The 14,139-nt window shown below is 49.3% G+C and carries 21 protein-coding genes and 1 tRNA gene; 6 read left to right on the top strand and 16 right to left on the bottom strand.

Annotated elements, in window-relative coordinates:
- Nucleotides 1-9: 9 nt before the first annotated feature.
- Nucleotides 10-288 (top strand): hypothetical protein, encoded by a 279-nt coding sequence (locus tag NQ012_RS01080; protein ID WP_257065614.1) that lies wholly within the window; start codon nucleotides 10-12, stop codon nucleotides 286-288.
- Nucleotides 289-436: 148 nt separating this feature from the next.
- Here the strand turns inward: NQ012_RS01080 and dcd are convergent, their stop codons facing one another.
- Nucleotides 437-1,003: a dCTP deaminase gene (gene dcd / locus NQ012_RS01075; RefSeq protein WP_085365974.1), complete on the bottom strand. Its 567-nt coding sequence runs from the start codon at nucleotides 1,001-1,003 to the stop codon at nucleotides 437-439.
- An 88-nt stretch (nucleotides 1,004-1,091) separates the two neighbouring features.
- Nucleotides 1,092-1,991: a recombination-associated protein RdgC gene (locus tag NQ012_RS01070; RefSeq protein ID WP_257065612.1), complete on the bottom strand. Its 900-nt coding sequence runs from the start codon at nucleotides 1,989-1,991 to the stop codon at nucleotides 1,092-1,094.
- Between the two features lie 120 nt (nucleotides 1,992-2,111).
- Here NQ012_RS01070 and NQ012_RS01065 point away from each other — a divergent pair.
- Together NQ012_RS01065 and NQ012_RS01060 are read left to right on the top strand one after the other, a co-directional pair.
- Nucleotides 2,112-2,187: transfer RNA gene (locus NQ012_RS01065), tRNA-Glu, on the top strand.
- A 274-nt stretch (nucleotides 2,188-2,461) separates the two neighbouring features.
- Nucleotides 2,462-3,382: a site-specific integrase gene (locus tag NQ012_RS01060; RefSeq protein WP_257065611.1), complete on the top strand. Its 921-nt coding sequence runs from the start codon at nucleotides 2,462-2,464 to the stop codon at nucleotides 3,380-3,382.
- A gap of 68 nt (nucleotides 3,383-3,450) precedes the next feature.
- Here the strand turns inward: NQ012_RS01060 and NQ012_RS01055 are convergent, their stop codons facing one another.
- The 3 genes from NQ012_RS01055 to NQ012_RS01045 all read right to left on the bottom strand — a co-directional run bounded on the left by NQ012_RS01055 (nucleotide 3,451) and on the right by NQ012_RS01045 (nucleotide 5,197).
- A complete protein-coding gene (locus tag NQ012_RS01055) occupies nucleotides 3,451-3,867 on the bottom strand; it encodes a type II toxin-antitoxin system HicB family antitoxin (protein WP_257065610.1) in 417 nt (138 codons plus the stop codon).
- Between the two features lie 60 nt (nucleotides 3,868-3,927).
- Nucleotides 3,928-4,110 (bottom strand): type II toxin-antitoxin system HicA family toxin, encoded by a 183-nt coding sequence (locus tag NQ012_RS01050; RefSeq protein WP_257065609.1) that lies wholly within the window; start codon nucleotides 4,108-4,110, stop codon nucleotides 3,928-3,930.
- Nucleotides 4,111-4,237: 127 nt separating this feature from the next.
- Entirely contained in the window at nucleotides 4,238-5,197 is a 960-nt protein-coding gene (locus NQ012_RS01045) for a phage antirepressor N-terminal domain-containing protein (protein ID WP_257065608.1), read from the bottom strand.
- A gap of 337 nt (nucleotides 5,198-5,534) precedes the next feature.
- Between NQ012_RS01045 and NQ012_RS01040 the strand changes: the two genes are divergently transcribed.
- Entirely contained in the window at nucleotides 5,535-6,029 is a 495-nt protein-coding gene (locus NQ012_RS01040) for a hypothetical protein (RefSeq protein ID WP_257065607.1), read from the top strand.
- 34 nt (nucleotides 6,030-6,063) lie between these two features.
- Here NQ012_RS01040 and NQ012_RS01035 read toward each other — a convergent pair whose 3' ends face one another.
- The 11 genes from NQ012_RS01035 to NQ012_RS00985 all read right to left on the bottom strand — a co-directional run bounded on the left by NQ012_RS01035 (nucleotide 6,064) and on the right by NQ012_RS00985 (nucleotide 10,632).
- Nucleotides 6,064-6,348 (bottom strand): helix-turn-helix transcriptional regulator, encoded by a 285-nt coding sequence (locus NQ012_RS01035; RefSeq protein WP_257065606.1) that lies wholly within the window; start codon nucleotides 6,346-6,348, stop codon nucleotides 6,064-6,066.
- Nucleotides 6,345-6,701 (bottom strand): DUF551 domain-containing protein, encoded by a 357-nt coding sequence (locus tag NQ012_RS01030; protein ID WP_257065605.1) that lies wholly within the window; start codon nucleotides 6,699-6,701, stop codon nucleotides 6,345-6,347. The genes NQ012_RS01035 and NQ012_RS01030 overlap by 4 nt, the downstream gene beginning before the upstream one ends.
- Nucleotide 6,702: 1 nt before the next feature.
- The gene (locus tag NQ012_RS01025) at nucleotides 6,703-7,263 is read right to left on the bottom strand and encodes a hypothetical protein (protein WP_257065604.1); all 561 of its coding nucleotides are present in this window, start codon (nucleotides 7,261-7,263) and stop codon (nucleotides 6,703-6,705) included.
- Complete coding sequence (locus tag NQ012_RS01020) at nucleotides 7,260-7,439, bottom strand: hypothetical protein (protein WP_257065603.1); 180 nt, start codon at nucleotides 7,437-7,439, stop codon at nucleotides 7,260-7,262. The genes NQ012_RS01025 and NQ012_RS01020 overlap by 4 nt, the downstream gene beginning before the upstream one ends.
- The gene (locus NQ012_RS01015) at nucleotides 7,429-7,710 is read right to left on the bottom strand and encodes a hypothetical protein (protein WP_257065602.1); all 282 of its coding nucleotides are present in this window, start codon (nucleotides 7,708-7,710) and stop codon (nucleotides 7,429-7,431) included. Before NQ012_RS01015 ends, NQ012_RS01020 begins: the two co-directional genes overlap by 11 nt.
- Nucleotides 7,707-7,940: a hypothetical protein gene (locus NQ012_RS01010; RefSeq protein ID WP_257065601.1), complete on the bottom strand. Its 234-nt coding sequence runs from the start codon at nucleotides 7,938-7,940 to the stop codon at nucleotides 7,707-7,709. The genes NQ012_RS01015 and NQ012_RS01010 overlap by 4 nt, the downstream gene beginning before the upstream one ends.
- 16 nt (nucleotides 7,941-7,956) lie before the next feature.
- The gene (locus NQ012_RS01005) at nucleotides 7,957-8,154 is read right to left on the bottom strand and encodes a hypothetical protein (protein ID WP_257065600.1); all 198 of its coding nucleotides are present in this window, start codon (nucleotides 8,152-8,154) and stop codon (nucleotides 7,957-7,959) included.
- A 64-nt stretch (nucleotides 8,155-8,218) separates the two neighbouring features.
- Nucleotides 8,219-9,073, bottom strand: coding sequence for a DUF2303 family protein (locus tag NQ012_RS01000; protein WP_257065599.1), 855 nt, complete (start codon nucleotides 9,071-9,073; stop codon nucleotides 8,219-8,221).
- Between the two features lie 56 nt (nucleotides 9,074-9,129).
- On the bottom strand, nucleotides 9,130-9,495 hold the full coding sequence (locus NQ012_RS00995) for a hypothetical protein (RefSeq protein ID WP_257065597.1): 366 nt from the start codon (nucleotides 9,493-9,495) through the stop codon (nucleotides 9,130-9,132).
- Nucleotides 9,496-9,532: 37 nt separating this feature from the next.
- Nucleotides 9,533-9,724: a hypothetical protein gene (locus NQ012_RS00990; RefSeq protein WP_257065595.1), complete on the bottom strand. Its 192-nt coding sequence runs from the start codon at nucleotides 9,722-9,724 to the stop codon at nucleotides 9,533-9,535.
- A 206-nt stretch (nucleotides 9,725-9,930) separates the two neighbouring features.
- Nucleotides 9,931-10,632, bottom strand: coding sequence for a LexA family transcriptional regulator (locus NQ012_RS00985; protein WP_257065593.1), 702 nt, complete (start codon nucleotides 10,630-10,632; stop codon nucleotides 9,931-9,933).
- A gap of 102 nt (nucleotides 10,633-10,734) precedes the next feature.
- Between NQ012_RS00985 and NQ012_RS00980 the strand changes: the two genes are divergently transcribed.
- Together NQ012_RS00980 and NQ012_RS00975 are read left to right on the top strand one after the other, a co-directional pair.
- Nucleotides 10,735-10,962: a hypothetical protein gene (locus NQ012_RS00980; protein WP_257065591.1), complete on the top strand. Its 228-nt coding sequence runs from the start codon at nucleotides 10,735-10,737 to the stop codon at nucleotides 10,960-10,962.
- Between the two features lie 145 nt (nucleotides 10,963-11,107).
- The gene (locus tag NQ012_RS00975; RefSeq protein WP_257065589.1) at nucleotides 11,108-14,038 is read left to right on the top strand and encodes a DUF5906 domain-containing protein; all 2,931 of its coding nucleotides are present in this window, start codon (nucleotides 11,108-11,110) and stop codon (nucleotides 14,036-14,038) included.
- The last annotated feature ends 101 nt before the right edge of the window (nucleotides 14,039-14,139 follow it).

The following is a 14,139-nucleotide window of genomic DNA, read 5'->3' as shown; positions in this document are numbered from 1 at the left end:
GTCCTTTTTGTGGTAATTATTCTCATTTATGACTGGTCAAGAAAAAATAAGTTTCCGTGTGAGGTTGAGACCTTTGCAAAACCCTCAGATGTGGATGCAGTTCAAGGCGTAGCAGCACAGCGAGCGCAGACATATCAAGTAGATAGGCAAGCGAGCGAGCAGCGCACAACGAAGAAATGCGCCGCAGATGAGGGTTTTGCAAAGGTCTCAGGCCGTCTGAAAGCGGAAGGATGCCGGTTGTTTAATCTAAAGCAAACAGAAAAGCATGGCGGCTTGACAGCCGGATAAAAAAACGGCGCCAACCGAAAACACCGGTTGGCGCCGCTTTTGCAGAAAGGGTTTTGGAAAATTTAAAACGTTTCGCTCTCGCTCTAGGTATGAAGCGAAATAAATATTTTCAAGTTAGGGCAGGGTTTTGACAGGCTCCGGGGTGTGCTCAGGTTTTCGGCAGGGTAACGCCGGTTTGCCCCATATATTTGCCGTTGCGGTCTTTATAAGAGGTTTCGCACACTTCGTCGCTTTCGAAAAACAGCACCTGCGCCACGCCTTCGCCGGCGTAGATTTTGGCGGGCAGGGGGGTGGTGTTGGAAAACTCCAGCGTAACGTAGCCCTCCCATTCCGGCTCGAACGGGGTAACGTTTACGATGATGCCGCAGCGGGCGTAGGTGGATTTGCCCAGACACACGGTTAACACGTTGCGGGGAATACGGAAATATTCCACCGTGCGCGCCAATGCGAAAGAATTGGGCGGGATGATGCAGCAGTCGTCTTCCACCGTAACAAAGTTTTTCGGGTCGAAGTTTTTCGGATCGACGATGGTGCTGTTGATGTTGGTGAAAATCTTGAATTCGTTGGCGCAGCGGATATCGTAGCCGTAGCTCGACGTGCCGTATGAAATGATTTTACGGCCGTCGATTTCCTTTACCTGGTTAGGTTCGTAAGGTTCGATCATGCCGAACTCTTCGCTCATGCGGCGTATCCATTTGTCGGATTTGATGCTCATAAGGTTCTCTCAATTTGATTGCAAAGGTCTCAGGCCGTCTGAAAACATATTCTACCGTTAAACGCGTGGTTTTTCAGACGGCCGTGTTTTATTCCTGCCAGCCGCCCAGATAGCCCGCCAGTTCTTCCAGCATAGTGCTTAACGATTCGGTCATCAGAATCTGCGAGGCGAAAGCCAGGCTGGCCGCATCGTCGCCGTGGCCTTCGGCTTCTTCCTGCAATACGTCGAGATACTGGATGCGCTTGAGCGTGAAATCCTGCGTGAGCACAAACGCAATCTGTTCGCGCCACACCAAGCCCAGTTGGGTAACGGTTTTGCCGTTTTTAACGTGTTGGACCACTTCGTCGGCGGTTAAATCCTGCTTCGACACTTTCACCACCGGCGCCACATCGCCCGTGCCTTTCAGCTCGCAGTCGCTGTCCAGCTCGAAACCGCCCTCGGCGGCGCCCTGCAACAGCCAGCTCGTCATCAGGCTGCCCGGCGACTGTTTGGTGTTGGGCAGGCTCGCTTCCAAGCCGCCCAGTGCTTCGCGCAGTTTGGTGAGCATGCCTTCGGCTTTGGTTGCGGAGGCATTGTTCACAAACAGATAGCCGTGTTTGGTGTCGAAAACGGCCTGTGTGCGGCTGCTGCGGGTAAAGGCGCGCGGCAGCAAATCATCGGTAATCTGTTCTTTTAATTCCTGCTTTTCTTTACGGCCCACATTGCGCGCTTCGGCGTTTTGAATCTCGGCCACGCGCTCTTCCAGAATATCGCGGATAACGCCGGCGGGCAGCACCTTTTCTTCTTTTTTCAGCGCCACGCGCCAGGTGTAATCGGCGGGAAACACCGTTTCGGGCGAAAACGCCACCGGTGCGGCAAAGCCTTCGCTGAACCAGTCCAAACCCGAGCAGGGTGTGAACTGCGCTTCGGCCAGTTTGTTCGCCAGCGTTTCAAGCTCGGGCAGTTTGTTTTTGTTTAAAGGATAAAAGCTGATTTGTTTGAACCACATGGCATTTCTCTGAAGTGAAACCGCCGCATTATACAGCAGGCAAAGGCCGTCTGAAAGGCCGCGCCGCCCCGCCTGATTGACAAGCACAAACGGCATCGGTATAGTGCGCGCTTCGGTTACGCGCCCATCGTCTAGAGGCCTAGGACACTGCCCTTTCACGGCGGCAACCGGGGTTCGAATCCCCGTGGGCGTGCCAGTTTTCAGGAAAATCCGCTTGAGTTTTCAGGCGGATTTTTCTTTTTGTCTATTTTAATCATATTGTTATATGGTTAATTCAATGGTTTGTATCAAATCTTCATTTGTTGTTTATTATCTTGATTTATCCTGACTTATGGGTATGATTGCATCCGTTTTGCAACCAACTTTGCAACCGGATTATGGCATCTTTTACAAAAAAATCTAATGGTTCTTGGCTTGTGCAGGTTAGGCATAAGGCTAGCGGCGGGCGGGCGGCTTTTAATAAGTCGGCTGTGTTTGCGCGCAAGGTGGATGCGCAGCAATGGGCGGCGAAGGTCGAAGCGGAGTGGCAGGCGTTTCGGGCGGGGATTACGCCGTCTGTGCCGTTTTCGGATTTGCTGATACGGTATCGTGATGAAGTATCGCCCGGTAAACGCGGGTATAAGAATGAAATCAATGTGATTAATCGGGTGTTGGCTACGCCGCTTGCCGCTGTGATGCTGCCCGATTTGTCGGATTTGCAATTTAAGATGTGGGCTGACGAACGTCTGAAAGAAGTGCAGCCGGCCACGGTGCGGCGGGAATGGAATGTGTTGTCTGCGGTGATGACGGCGGCGGTAAAAGACTGGCGTATGTTGCCGGAAAACTTTTTGCTGCGGTTGCGCAAACCCGATGGCAGCCCGCCACGTACCCGGCGGGTTTCGGCGGCCGAAATTGACGCTATTTGCTATTGTGCGGGGTATTCTGCTGGTTGCGTACCTGAAAAGCAGGTGCAGCGCGTGGCGGCGGCGTTTTTGTTTGCGCTGGAGACGGCCATGCGTGTGGGGGAGATATTGGGGTTGCAGCCTGAAAACGTGCATTTGGATAAAAGGTATGTGCATCTGCCGACCACGAAAAACGGGCAGGCGCGCGATGTGCCGTTGTCGGGTCGTGCGGTGGCGATTTTAAAACAGGTGGCGGATTCGCACGGCGGGCGCACGGTGTTTGGTGTTACAAAGGGATCGTGCGACAGCCAATTCCGCAAGCTGCTGGATATGGCGCAAATAGACGGCCTGCATTATCATGATTCGCGGCGCGAAGCATTAACGCGGCTTGCCAAGATTTATCAGCCGATGGAGCTTGCGAAAATCAGCGGCCATAAGGATTTGCGCATTCTGCTGAATACGTATTACGCGCCAACGGCAGAAGAGTTGGCGGCGAAGATGCCGGAATAAGAAAGGCCGTCTGTTTTCAGACGGCCTTTTTTTACTGTAATAAGAAAGGTTAGGTTTAATTTAATACATTATGCAAAGCTGATGCTTAAATGCTTTCCCAGCTTTTCTGCTGCTTTTTCCAAAAAATCAATTTTGGTATTGTGACGCAAATCTAACAAGCGGTCTATTTGGGGCATGTGTACATCTAGACGGCGTGCCATTTCTGCTTTTTTTACACCTTGTGCGATCATTTCGTTAAGCAGCAATACTTTTGCAGTTTCCAAGGCGGGTAAGGTAACGGTGTCGCTTCCTTGTTCCGCTGATGGCAGCGGAATAGCGCGCCGATCTTCAAAGTAGCCATCGAGTGCGCACAACAAACCATCTAATGCTTCGATTGCTGCCGATTCTTTATCTTCACCCACGGCCACCGCTTCGGGAATATCGGGAAACGTAACTAAAAAAGTTCCGTTATCGTCCGGGGTGAGTTCGTAGCGATAAGATAACATATTAGTCCTTTAAGTAAGTTGAGTGATGAGATTGTAGGGTAAGCCCTTTCGGGCTTACCTTTACTTAAGGTTCAAGTCTTTTTTGATTTTTTTTACCAAGCCTGAGCCGATTTCTTTACTGCCGTGGTTTGGAAAAACCGATGTTCTATCACCTAATCTGATTAACTGATGGCTTCCGCGTTTTTGCGTGGTGAACTCTACACCTTGAGAGATAAGCCATCGTCTAAATTCACTGTATTTCATTTAACCTCCTTTCTTATGTACAGTGAAAGGAATGATACAACAAAAATGTTGTATTTGCAATAGCTTTATAACATTTTTGTTGTATTTATATCAGGAAAGGCCGCCTGACAACAGACGGCCTTTCGGTTTACCAGCTGCGGGCGCAATCGTTGATAAGACGTTGCAGTTTGGTCAGCTCGTAAACGGCGGTGGTTAATTCGCTTTTGCCTAGGTTACGGTTTTCTTCGTTGTAGTCGTAGTTTTCGGCGGCGGTAACGACAACGTGCAGGATATTGTCCATTTCATCCAACGCCGCTTGAATGATTTGCTCTTTATCCTGTTTGGTTTTACCGCTTGGGTGAAGCAGCAGTGCGCCGATATGGCTGCGGCAGCCGTGGTATAGGGCGTCGCGGTCGGGGTGCGCTGTTTCGGTGGGCGTGGCGGCAGGTTTTGCCGGCTGCGGCGGCAACCCGGCAGGGCGGTTGAAGCTGTATTTTTCGGCGTTTTTCAGACGGCGTATTTCGGGGTGTTTTTCCATAATCTGCTGCGGCATCATTTCCACCAGTTTGCGGATTAGGGCAGCCAGTTGGTAGAAATCCAAGTCGAAACGGCGTTTGCCGGTGAGTGCGCGGATTTGGTCGTTGAGGCTGGGGCCGCAGTAGGCTTTGGCCAAGGTGTTTTCTATGCTGGCGATGATGTCGAACATTTCCCGATTGGCTTCCATGTTGGCGGGGGTAGGTAGTGCGGGGCGTTGCGGCAGCGGTTTGTTGAAGTGGGCGTTTAATACCTCGAAGCATTCGGCTTGGTATTGTAGTAGCCGTTCGCGGATTTCGGGTTTCACGCGGTTAACGTCTATGCCGAACAGCCAGCCGTTTAGGTATTCGATAGGTAGGCAGGTAGTTTCATAGCTTTTACCGTCTGATGCAGTTGCCTTTATCATACAGGCAACTGAATTTAAAACTTGATTGCGTTGGATTTTTTGCCGTTGTGCTTCCCAGTCGATGCCGATGTTTTCGCAAATCGGCTTCATGGCGGCGTAGTGGGTTTGGTTTTGGGTGAATACGGGTACTGTTTGACCGTGGAAAGTGATGTTTTGAACTTGGTTCATTTGAAGTTTCCTACTGAAAGTTTTCTAAAATGCCCTTACGGGCGGCCACGCGGTTAGAAACCCTTCAGTAGTAGGGCGGACTTATTCCCCTTTCGGGTATTGTATTCGTCGCCCGCGCGGCCATAGAAAACTTCGGTTTTATCGAAACACAAAACACAAAGGAAACCAATAGAAACTATGGATACAAAAACGCCGCATTAACGGTGCGGTTCCGCTACTGAAAGTGGTTTCTACGCCACATGGTGTGTAATTTAAAGATGAATAAACCGCTTGTCAAGTGTAATTTTGTTTGGCATGATAACAATTTCTTAACAATTACATTACAAAGGTGGGTGTGATGAAGAAGGTTTTAGTATTTTTGCTTGGCTTTTTTCTTACTGGGGCTTACGCGGCCGATTCTTTGCCCGTGGTTAAAAAACGCATTGCTTCAAAGATGCGGGCTTGTATGCTTGATACGTCAACGGGCGGTAATTCTTATGTAAATGTATGCCGCCTTGAGGCGGCTGAAAATTTTGAAAAAGCAGCTTGGGGATATGCTGAAAATAATCTTGTTTTGGAGTTAAAGGAGGGTTATGAAGAGCCTGATGTTGTGCAAAATAATTATGTGAATGATATTGCATGGTTTAGGGCAATCTTATCTACCTGTAACAGTTTTGAGGCATCTATTAAGCCGAGTTCGTGGCAAGATTCTTATCATGTCGCTTGCCGTTTGTATTGGGCGAGACAAGCGGCAGAATATTTTTATAGGCCGTCTGAAAAGGAAATAAAGGCATCTGTTAATCGGAGTTGGAGTAAAACAGTTGATGATTGGATAAGAAAAGAAATATATTGACTAATGGCCGTCTGATATTCAGACGGCCTGTTTGTTACTGCTTCCTGCTGTGGATATATTTAATCACATCTCCGGCAATCCAGCGGCGGGATTCCTGCTTTTTGCGCCGGTCGGTCAGGCTGACTGGCTTGGGAAAATCGGGGTGTGATACGATTTCGCGGTAGGTGTGCTGGTAGCTTAATCCCATTAAGTCGGCGATGTCTTGGGTGTTGATCAGGATGCTGCTTTCTTTGGTCAGCCCGGCAAGGTGTGATTTTTTTGCTGTTGTTTCGAGCGTTTCCAGCTTTTGCATAATGGCTTTATAGGTTTCGGTTGTCATTGTTGTTTTCCTTCGCTTAATGGCGTAGACAACGGCTGCCAGTGTGTCGCTTTTAGGATGTCACCCGCGAAATTTACAAATGTTTTTTCCGGCAGGTTAAAGAAAGCCTGTTCCGCACCTGAATTGCCATCTACGGTTTCCCAAACAAGTACATATTGATCGTCTTCTGTGGGCAGTTTTTCTTCTACGCTAATCCACCCGCCTTGCTTGGCGGCGTGTTCTTTGGCGGCCATCCAGCCGAGCCGTGCGTCGAACCGCTCTACTTCCCATCTGAAATCGTCATCTTTGGCTGCTTTGGCGTTGAACCACTCTTCAAACGCCTGCTTTTCTTTTTCCAGTTGTTCGTTTGTCATTTTATTTTCCTTGTTCCTGTTTTATCCGTTTGTTGTGTCTGTATGCGATGTCGCTGATTACGGGTTCGCTGTTTTTAAACGCCTGCATGTAGTGCGAGTAGTTGGCTATGCCGAGCATGGCTTTAAACTTTTCGCAGCTTTGGGTTAGGTGGGTTAATTCGGGGCCGGTGGCGATAAAGCGGCCGCGTTGTTTTTTGCGTTCGCCGATGGCGTCGATGATTTGGGTGGTTTTGTTTAAGGCATCTTCGCAGGCCGTCTGAATTTCGAGCCTTGCCAGCATGTCGGTTTCGGGGTTGTCGCTGTATTTGTCCAGTCCGCGTAATACGCCTAGCAGGTGGATATACAGATAATGGTTTTCGATCAGGTGCCAAAACTGTGCTTCGGTGCATGTGCCGGTGCGGATGGCTTCGACGGCGGCGGCATAGGGTGCGGTGATGCTTGCTATTTCTTCGCTGCTTACCGGCTCTTTGCTGGTGGCGGCTTTAATGAGTATGTGCATCGGTATGCCGGTGTTGCTGTATGCGCGGTGTTTGCGGGGGTTGTAGCGTTTGCGGGGTTTCATGGTTGGTGCCTGTTTAGGGTTTCTATCAGGTTTTCTTTGGCGATGATGTCGCGGTGCTGCATTTCTTTTATTTCGTGCCATTGTGCGATGCGGTGGGCTGTATCTGCGCTTATGGTTTGGCAGCCTGCCAGCAAGGCGGTTAGGGCAAGGGCGGTTAGTTTGTGGTTAGTGGTCATTTGGATATGCCTCCGCATCACCATTGAAAAATTGATAATCCATCTCTTCGTATGCCTTTTCCGCTTGAATCACTTCGGCGATCGCGCGGGATTCTGCTGCGCTGATTAATTCGGCTGTGTTGTCGTTGGTTGCCGGGTTGGCTTGGGCGTATTGCTTTGAGGCCGTCTGAATGGCTGCGCTGGCGGTTTGTGCGCTGCATTTGCCTAAGATTGCAGCGATGCCGAACAGTATTAGGGCGATATAGGTGCACAGTGCGGTTTGGGCTTTCATAGGTATTTTCTTTCTTTGTAGGTTTTGGGGTTTTCGGCCTGCATGATGGCAATCAGGCGTTGTTTGTATCGTGCTATGGCTGAGGTTTCCGTTTGAGGGAATGTTTTGGCGTGGGTGCGTTTTATGGTGCGTTTCACTTTGCCTTCCCTGTTTACTTTTTGCTCGGTGCTTTGCAGCGATATGGTTACGGTTTGTTCGCGTTTGTTATAGGTTTCTACCAGCGTTTGCATGATTTCCCCCTTGTGCTTAGGCCGCTTCGATAACGGCTTGCAGGTCGTTTTCGGTCAGGTAGGTTAGGGCGCGTTTGCAGGCGTTGATTTTGGTGTTGTGGGTGGGCGGCAACTCTATGATGGTGTCGCCCCAGCCGTTGGTGATGGCGCATCCGTATGCGCTGTTTTCTTCGGTTACGTTGATAACTAAGCTGTGTGTTTCGATGGTTTGCATGGTTTTCCCCTGCGGTGGCCGTCTGAAAAGTGTTTTTCCCGGTTGTTTTCAGACGGCCTGTTGGTTAAGGTCTGCCGAAATAGATGTCGATGTCGGCAAAGGCGTCTTGCAGGGTTTTGGCGATGTCTGCGGTGGCCTGTTCGATCACGGCTTCAATCTGCTGCAATTCGTAACACAGCACTAATGCACCGCTGTTTTTGTCGATGCGGAATTTCAGCAATGCTTCGACGAAGTAGGAATCGCCGCCTTGGAACGGGGTAAAGGCGATGGCGAAACGTTCAAACGCTTTCAGGTTAGTTTCCGTTTTGCCGGCATCTTCGCTTTGGAAAGTGAAATTAATGCGGCCGTCTTGCTCGCGGTAGCCTTGCTTAAAGGTGGTTTTTTCGGTGTATTCAAGGTTTAGTGCGAAATCCAGCACTTCGGCGGCAGTGGGGTAAACGGCGTTTTCGTTATCGGGGTTTTTCGATACGATGTCTCGGGCGCAGTTGGTTAAAAATGCGGCAAATTGCGCCTGATTCATTTTTTCGCCGGTGTTGTCCAGCCATTTTTTTGCGGCAGGCGTGTGGCGCGGCGAATAAAAGGCGCGGTGATCTCCCCAATCGGCATCTTGTGCGGTGTTGCCGTCGATGATGGCGGTAACTTGGATGTTGCCGTTTGTGAAGTCGGCATCAATAAAAATCTGCGTGCCGTCTTGTTGGTGCTTTTGCACATACTTGATCAGGCTGGCGGTATCGTGCAGTTTCACCAGTTCTGCTTTTCGCAAAGGTTTGTCGAGTAATTGCCTTTCAAAGCTGAAATCCCATGAATCTTTTCCGTTGGGGTAGAAGATAACGGGCATGCCGTTTTGTGCGTATGTGATTACCGGTTGTTTGGCTGCGCTTAATGCGGTTTCGATGATGTTTTGCTGTTGTTTTTCCATTTCGGATTTTCCTGTTTAAAGGTTGGTGGATTGAGCGGGGATATTCCCCGCCCGGGTTATTTGTTGTTGGCGGCTAATTTCAGCGGGGTTTTTTCGCCGTTTCCCGTGCCCTTCAGATTGAGCGTTCCTTGGGCAGGGTCGTCGGCTTGGATGTTGCCGTCTGGCGTGGCAAATACGATGCCGCCTTCACGTTTTTCTTTCGGCAGTTTGCTGGTAACGTTGTGGCTGATTTTTACCGTGCCGTGTTGGATGTTTTGCAGCTGGATTTTCAGCTTCACGGTGATGTCGGCCTGTTTGCCGTGGGCCAATACGGCGCGTACCGCTTCGGCCATTGCTTCGCCGAGTTCTCGGTCGAGCCAGCCGCTGTTTACGGTGGGAATTTGTTGGCTGGCTAAGGCAAATTTTTTCTCTTCGGTTTTCATGATGGTTTCCTTGGTTGGTTGGGTTTGATGCCGTTGCTTAATCGGCATGGTTGGTTACAGCCTTTAAGGCGAATTCAAAATCATTCCACGCAGCTACACCTTCTGCGGTTATGCAACTGGCGGCAAAATTGATTGTGGGAATGAAGTGTTTTTTTAAATCAGCGGCGGTGGCTGCTAGGTGGGTGAGCCTCTCGTATTCTTGCTTGCTGATATTGATTTGTTCTTGCATGTTGTTTCCTTTGTGTTTTGTGTTTCGATGTGTGAATATTACCTAAGGGGAAAATAAATTACAATACCCAAAGGTAAATATTTTTATTTGTATTTGATTTTTAATGTGATTTAAATTTCCTTTGGGTAAAATTAAGGGTAGGAAAAGGCCGTCTGAAAAATGTATTTCAGACGGCCTTTATTAAATTGAAGAATAATTAGGAAGTTTTATATATCCATAAAGTCCAGCGGCAGCACTTTCCAGAATTTGCCGTGTACGGTTAATTGCTCGTATTCTTCGGGTGTGATTTGGAAGTCGGATTTGGCATAGGCGGGGTTGTCGCTGGTTACGAAGATTACCCCGCCTTTGCCCCGCGCCAACCGTTTGATATAGGTGTAGCCCTGAAAGGTAATCAGATATACGCCGCTGTTTTGGAACTCGGTTACGTCGGTTTTGATCAGCGTGACCGAGCGGCGCGGTATGGTCGGCTCCATGCTGTCACCGTCGGGCGGGCAGAGTTGTACGCCTTTCATGTTGGTGGAGCCAAGCAATTCTTGTAAGGCACTATTCGGTATTTCAATTGAACGGAGCAGGTCGGGCGCGTCTCCGTTGATATAGCCATGCCCGCATGATGCAGCTACGTCGAAAATGCGGAAAGTTGTTGTATCTTGGTTTTTTGATGTCATTACTGTCAGTATTTGGCTGCCTTCGCCATCCATCCATGCTTTAGTTACGCCGAAAGCTTCAACAATAATATCGAGCATGTCGTCGCCAATCCGTTTTCTGTGCGGATTGTCTTCTTCGTACAGCATCCTTGACACATAGGATGCGGAACGACCGAGCCTGTCGGCCAGTTCGCTTATTCTTCCGTTGCATACGGTGTCTTTGAGTTCTAGCAGACGTTGTCTGCGGTATTCGTATTTATCCATTCCTGTATTTTCCTGTTTTTATACCCTAGGGTAAATTCCCTATAGGTATTGATTTTAGTTTTACCTTTAGGTAAAATGACAGAAACAGTAACAGGAGTGCATATGTGCAAAATTGATTTCAGCCCGTTGCGCTTGCATTTGAAGGGTTTGAGCAATGAAGAGAAAAATAAATTTGCTTCGGATTGCGGAACCAGCCTCGGATACATGCGAAAACGGATGTCTTTAAACAGGCCGTTTGGTTTTTTGATTGCGAAAAAAATTGCTGAAAAAGGGGTTATGACACCCCAGCAATTAAGGCCGAATGATTATGAAAACTATATTTGGAGTTGATTTGTAACTAGTCAAACATCGTTTTAGCCCTTTTCCGCCATTCCCTGATACACAACACGCCGCATCGGGGTTTTTACCACCTGCCTTGTCCTTATAGGGGGGGGCAGGCTTTTTTTATGCCTAAATTTAGTAAGGCCGTCTGAAAATGAAGAAATTGGATTTTAAATCAGTTGCTGATGCTGCTCTTAATGCCGCCGATAATTTGTTGGCGGAATGGCTGCCCGGCGGCAAATATAAAGGCCATGAGTTTTTTGCATTAAATCCAACCCGTGCCGACCGGCATTTGGGATCGTTTGCCGTTAATACGCATTCCGGTGCGTGGGCAGACTATGCCACCGGTGATGCGGGCGGCGATTTAATCAGCTTGTATGCCTACCTGTTTACCAACGGTAATCATGGCGACGCATTTCGGGCCGTGGCTGATCGGCTGAATATTGGTAATTTTCAGCCTGTGCAGCGGGTGGAATGGGACGGTACGCCGAAAACGGGTAATGCTAAATCCAAGCGCGACAGCTGGCGGCCTGTGGTGCCGTTTGATGAAGAGCGTTTGCTTCATTTAAGCGGTTCGCGGGCATATTCTTTTGCGTGCAACGGGCGCGAAGAAGGTTTACGGGCGGTATACCGTGATGCCGAAGGCCGCCCCTTGTGTGTAGTGCAACGGTTTATTGAGCCGGGCGGCGGCAAGTCGGATTACCCTTTCTCGTGGTGCAAAAGCGCGGAAGGTGTGCAGCAATGGTGTAACCGGCGCGTTAACGACCCGCAGCCGTTATTCGGTTTGGATGCGCTGGCGGCGCATCCTGATTTTCCGGTGCTGGTGGTTGAAGGCGAAAAATGTAAGATTGTGGCCGATGCCAGCGGGTTGTTGGGCGGCTGGGTAGTGGTGTCGTGGCTGGGTGGTTGTAACGGCTGGAAAAAGGCGGATTGGCAGCCGCTGTCGGGTAGGAATGTGGTGCTGTGGCCTGATTGCGACAGCCAACGCGAGAAATTGACCAAAGCGGAAGCGGCGGCGGGCATCGACCCTCACAGCAAGCCGTTTTTGGCCAAGGCGGCGCAGCCCGGCTTTAAGGCTATGGCGGGTATCGCCGAAAAGCTGGCCGGTTTGGACTGCTCCGTGCGTATGGTGCAGATTCCCGAACCGGGTGTGTGGCCGTGCGGTTACGATATTGCAGATGCTTTTGCCGATGGCGGCAAACTGATAGACCCTGTGGCGGCTTTGGCCGATTCTGCCCTTATCCCGTGGCCGTCTGAAAATGCGGAATCTTTCCCGCACCTTTCTGATGATGAGCGCGTGCGCGAAACGACGCACGCGGCAAATGAAGGGGGAGCGGGGGCGGATTATGCCGAAAACAACGGCTGGCGGGATGATGAGTTGGCGGAATCTGATGATGAAATGCACGGTTTGATGGCTGATTTGTTGGAAAATTACAGCCAAATCGGTTTAAAAATGAAAGCGGTTAACCTGATAACGGGCGAAACTTTTACACGCTCGCAAATGGAAAAAATATTTACCAAGTTTGCGGTTAATGCTTGGTTTAATTCGCCGAGCCGTAAAACGATGGCTGAATTTCAGGCGGAGATCACCATTAAGCAACGCCGTTTGGAAGCGTTGGCGGAATATGACAATTTCGGCGGTATGATTGACCGCTACATCTATCTTGACGGTACAACCGATGCGTTTGATGTTGCTTTGGGTAAGATTGTTTCGCTGGCTGCGGTTAAGGCGGCGTTTCCGGAACAATGCGAGAATTGGCAAAAATCGTCGGCGCGGAAGGTGTGCCCGATGAGCAATTATGTTTTTGAGCCTGCCTTGCCACCCGGTATCAGTTATACCGAGGATGGCGAAAAGGTTAAATTTATCAATATGTTTAAGGGTTTGCCGGTTAAATCTGATGAACCTGATATGCTGTTTCCGTCTGAAACCCCGCTGGAGAAAATCAAGGCGGCTTATCCCAAATGCAAGCATATTATCGGCCTGATTGAGCATCTTTGCGGCGGCAACGGCAGGATGTCGGGCGATGTGACGGAATGGGTTTTAAATTGGTTGGCCTGCCGTTTCAGATGGCCGCAACGCAAACCGGCTACGGCTTTGGTGTTTATTTCCGAAACGCAGGGGGTGGGTAAATCGACGCTGGGCAATAAGGTTTTGAAAGAGTTGTTTGGTGATTATTTTGTGAAACTCAATCAAAATGCACTGGAAAGCCAGTTTAATGCACCGTTTCAAAACAGGTTGGTAACGGTGTTCGAGGAAATCAGCCCGTCTGACGAACGCAAAAACGTTATCGGCAAGTTTAAGGATATGATTACGTCTGAAACCATTATGATTGAGCGTAAAGGCAAAGACCCGCTGGAATATTCGGACTACAATTCGTTTTTGGTTTTTTCAAATGACGAAAAAGCGATACCTATCGAAGCAAACGACCGCCGCTTTATGGTGATGGAAATCCGGGAAAAGTTTTCTGATGCGCAATATGAGGCATTGCAGGCGGAAATCGATGCGGGCGGCATTCAGGCGTTTGCTGATTTTCTGTTTGCCTTGCCGTTGCAATACACGGCAGGTTATCAGCGGCAGGATAATGGCGGCAATATCCGCATGGTGCCTGTGCGGGCAACGTTTACGCCGCATACCAAGCCATTGCCAACTCCGATTAAAAACCGCATGATCGGGCTTAATAAATCGGGATGGGAAGCGTTTTTCGATGATTGGTATCAAGGCGAGCTTGGTTTGCCGTTTATAACCTGTGCCGCCGCGGATTTGTGGGCCGTTTATAAGGCGTGGTGTGCGGATACCAAAACTTTCAGCATGACGCAAAAGAATTTCTACGCCAGCATAGCCAAACGGTTGCAGGATATACGCACCCGTGTTAAGGTTGACGGAATTGAAAAACGGCTGCGGATTTTTATCGTGCCGCATTCGTGGATGAGCAAGCGCGATCAGGATAGATACCCGGAGCCGAATACGGGGGCAGTATTTAACGGTGATTCAAATACAATTAATAAGGCTGATTATTTCGGCAGACAAATATCAGCATTTAATGCGGCGGCCAGTGTTGATTTGCCACATTTGAAAAATTTGTAACACTTGTCCATATTTCTACCCCACTTGTCCACACTTGACCATACTTTAGGACAGGCTGAAAGCCTTTAAATTCGGCACTTGTCCAACTTGTCCACCTTTTT

Origin of the sequence: Neisseria dentiae (assembly GCF_024580525.1) — a bacterium.
Classification (GTDB): Bacteria; Pseudomonadota; Gammaproteobacteria; order Burkholderiales; family Neisseriaceae; genus Neisseria; species Neisseria dentiae_A.
The sequence above is the reverse complement of the archived record's forward strand: the minus strand, read 5'-3'. Positions and strand labels throughout refer to the sequence as shown.

Coding starts and splice junctions, on each gene's coding strand:
- dcd (WP_085365974.1), bottom strand. CDS start 1,003: ATGAGCATCAAATCCGACAAATGGATACGCCGCATGAGCGAAGAGTTC.
- NQ012_RS01070 (WP_257065612.1), bottom strand. CDS start 1,991: ATGTGGTTCAAACAAATCAGCTTTTATCCTTTAAACAAAAACAAACTG.
- NQ012_RS01055 (WP_257065610.1), bottom strand. CDS start 3,867: ATGTTATCTTATCGCTACGAACTCACCCCGGACGATAACGGAACTTTT.
- NQ012_RS01050 (WP_257065609.1), bottom strand. CDS start 4,110: ATGAAATACAGTGAATTTAGACGATGGCTTATCTCTCAAGGTGTAGAG.
- NQ012_RS01045 (WP_257065608.1), bottom strand. CDS start 5,197: ATGAACCAAGTTCAAAACATCACTTTCCACGGTCAAACAGTACCCGTA.
- NQ012_RS01040 (WP_257065607.1), top strand. CDS start 5,535: ATGAAGAAGGTTTTAGTATTTTTGCTTGGCTTTTTTCTTACTGGGGCT.
- NQ012_RS01035 (WP_257065606.1), bottom strand. CDS start 6,348: ATGACAACCGAAACCTATAAAGCCATTATGCAAAAGCTGGAAACGCTC.
- NQ012_RS01030 (WP_257065605.1), bottom strand. CDS start 6,701: ATGACAAACGAACAACTGGAAAAAGAAAAGCAGGCGTTTGAAGAGTGG.
- NQ012_RS01025 (WP_257065604.1), bottom strand. CDS start 7,263: ATGAAACCCCGCAAACGCTACAACCCCCGCAAACACCGCGCATACAGC.
- NQ012_RS01020 (WP_257065603.1), bottom strand. CDS start 7,439: ATGACCACTAACCACAAACTAACCGCCCTTGCCCTAACCGCCTTGCTG.
- NQ012_RS01015 (WP_257065602.1), bottom strand. CDS start 7,710: ATGAAAGCCCAAACCGCACTGTGCACCTATATCGCCCTAATACTGTTC.
- NQ012_RS01010 (WP_257065601.1), bottom strand. CDS start 7,940: ATGCAAACGCTGGTAGAAACCTATAACAAACGCGAACAAACCGTAACC.
- NQ012_RS01005 (WP_257065600.1), bottom strand. CDS start 8,154: ATGCAAACCATCGAAACACACAGCTTAGTTATCAACGTAACCGAAGAA.
- NQ012_RS01000 (WP_257065599.1), bottom strand. CDS start 9,073: ATGGAAAAACAACAGCAAAACATCATCGAAACCGCATTAAGCGCAGCC.
- NQ012_RS00995 (WP_257065597.1), bottom strand. CDS start 9,495: ATGAAAACCGAAGAGAAAAAATTTGCCTTAGCCAGCCAACAAATTCCC.
- NQ012_RS00990 (WP_257065595.1), bottom strand. CDS start 9,724: ATGCAAGAACAAATCAATATCAGCAAGCAAGAATACGAGAGGCTCACC.
- NQ012_RS00985 (WP_257065593.1), bottom strand. CDS start 10,632: ATGGATAAATACGAATACCGCAGACAACGTCTGCTAGAACTCAAAGAC.
- NQ012_RS00980 (WP_257065591.1), top strand. CDS start 10,735: ATGTGCAAAATTGATTTCAGCCCGTTGCGCTTGCATTTGAAGGGTTTG.
- NQ012_RS00975 (WP_257065589.1), top strand. CDS start 11,108: ATGAAGAAATTGGATTTTAAATCAGTTGCTGATGCTGCTCTTAATGCC.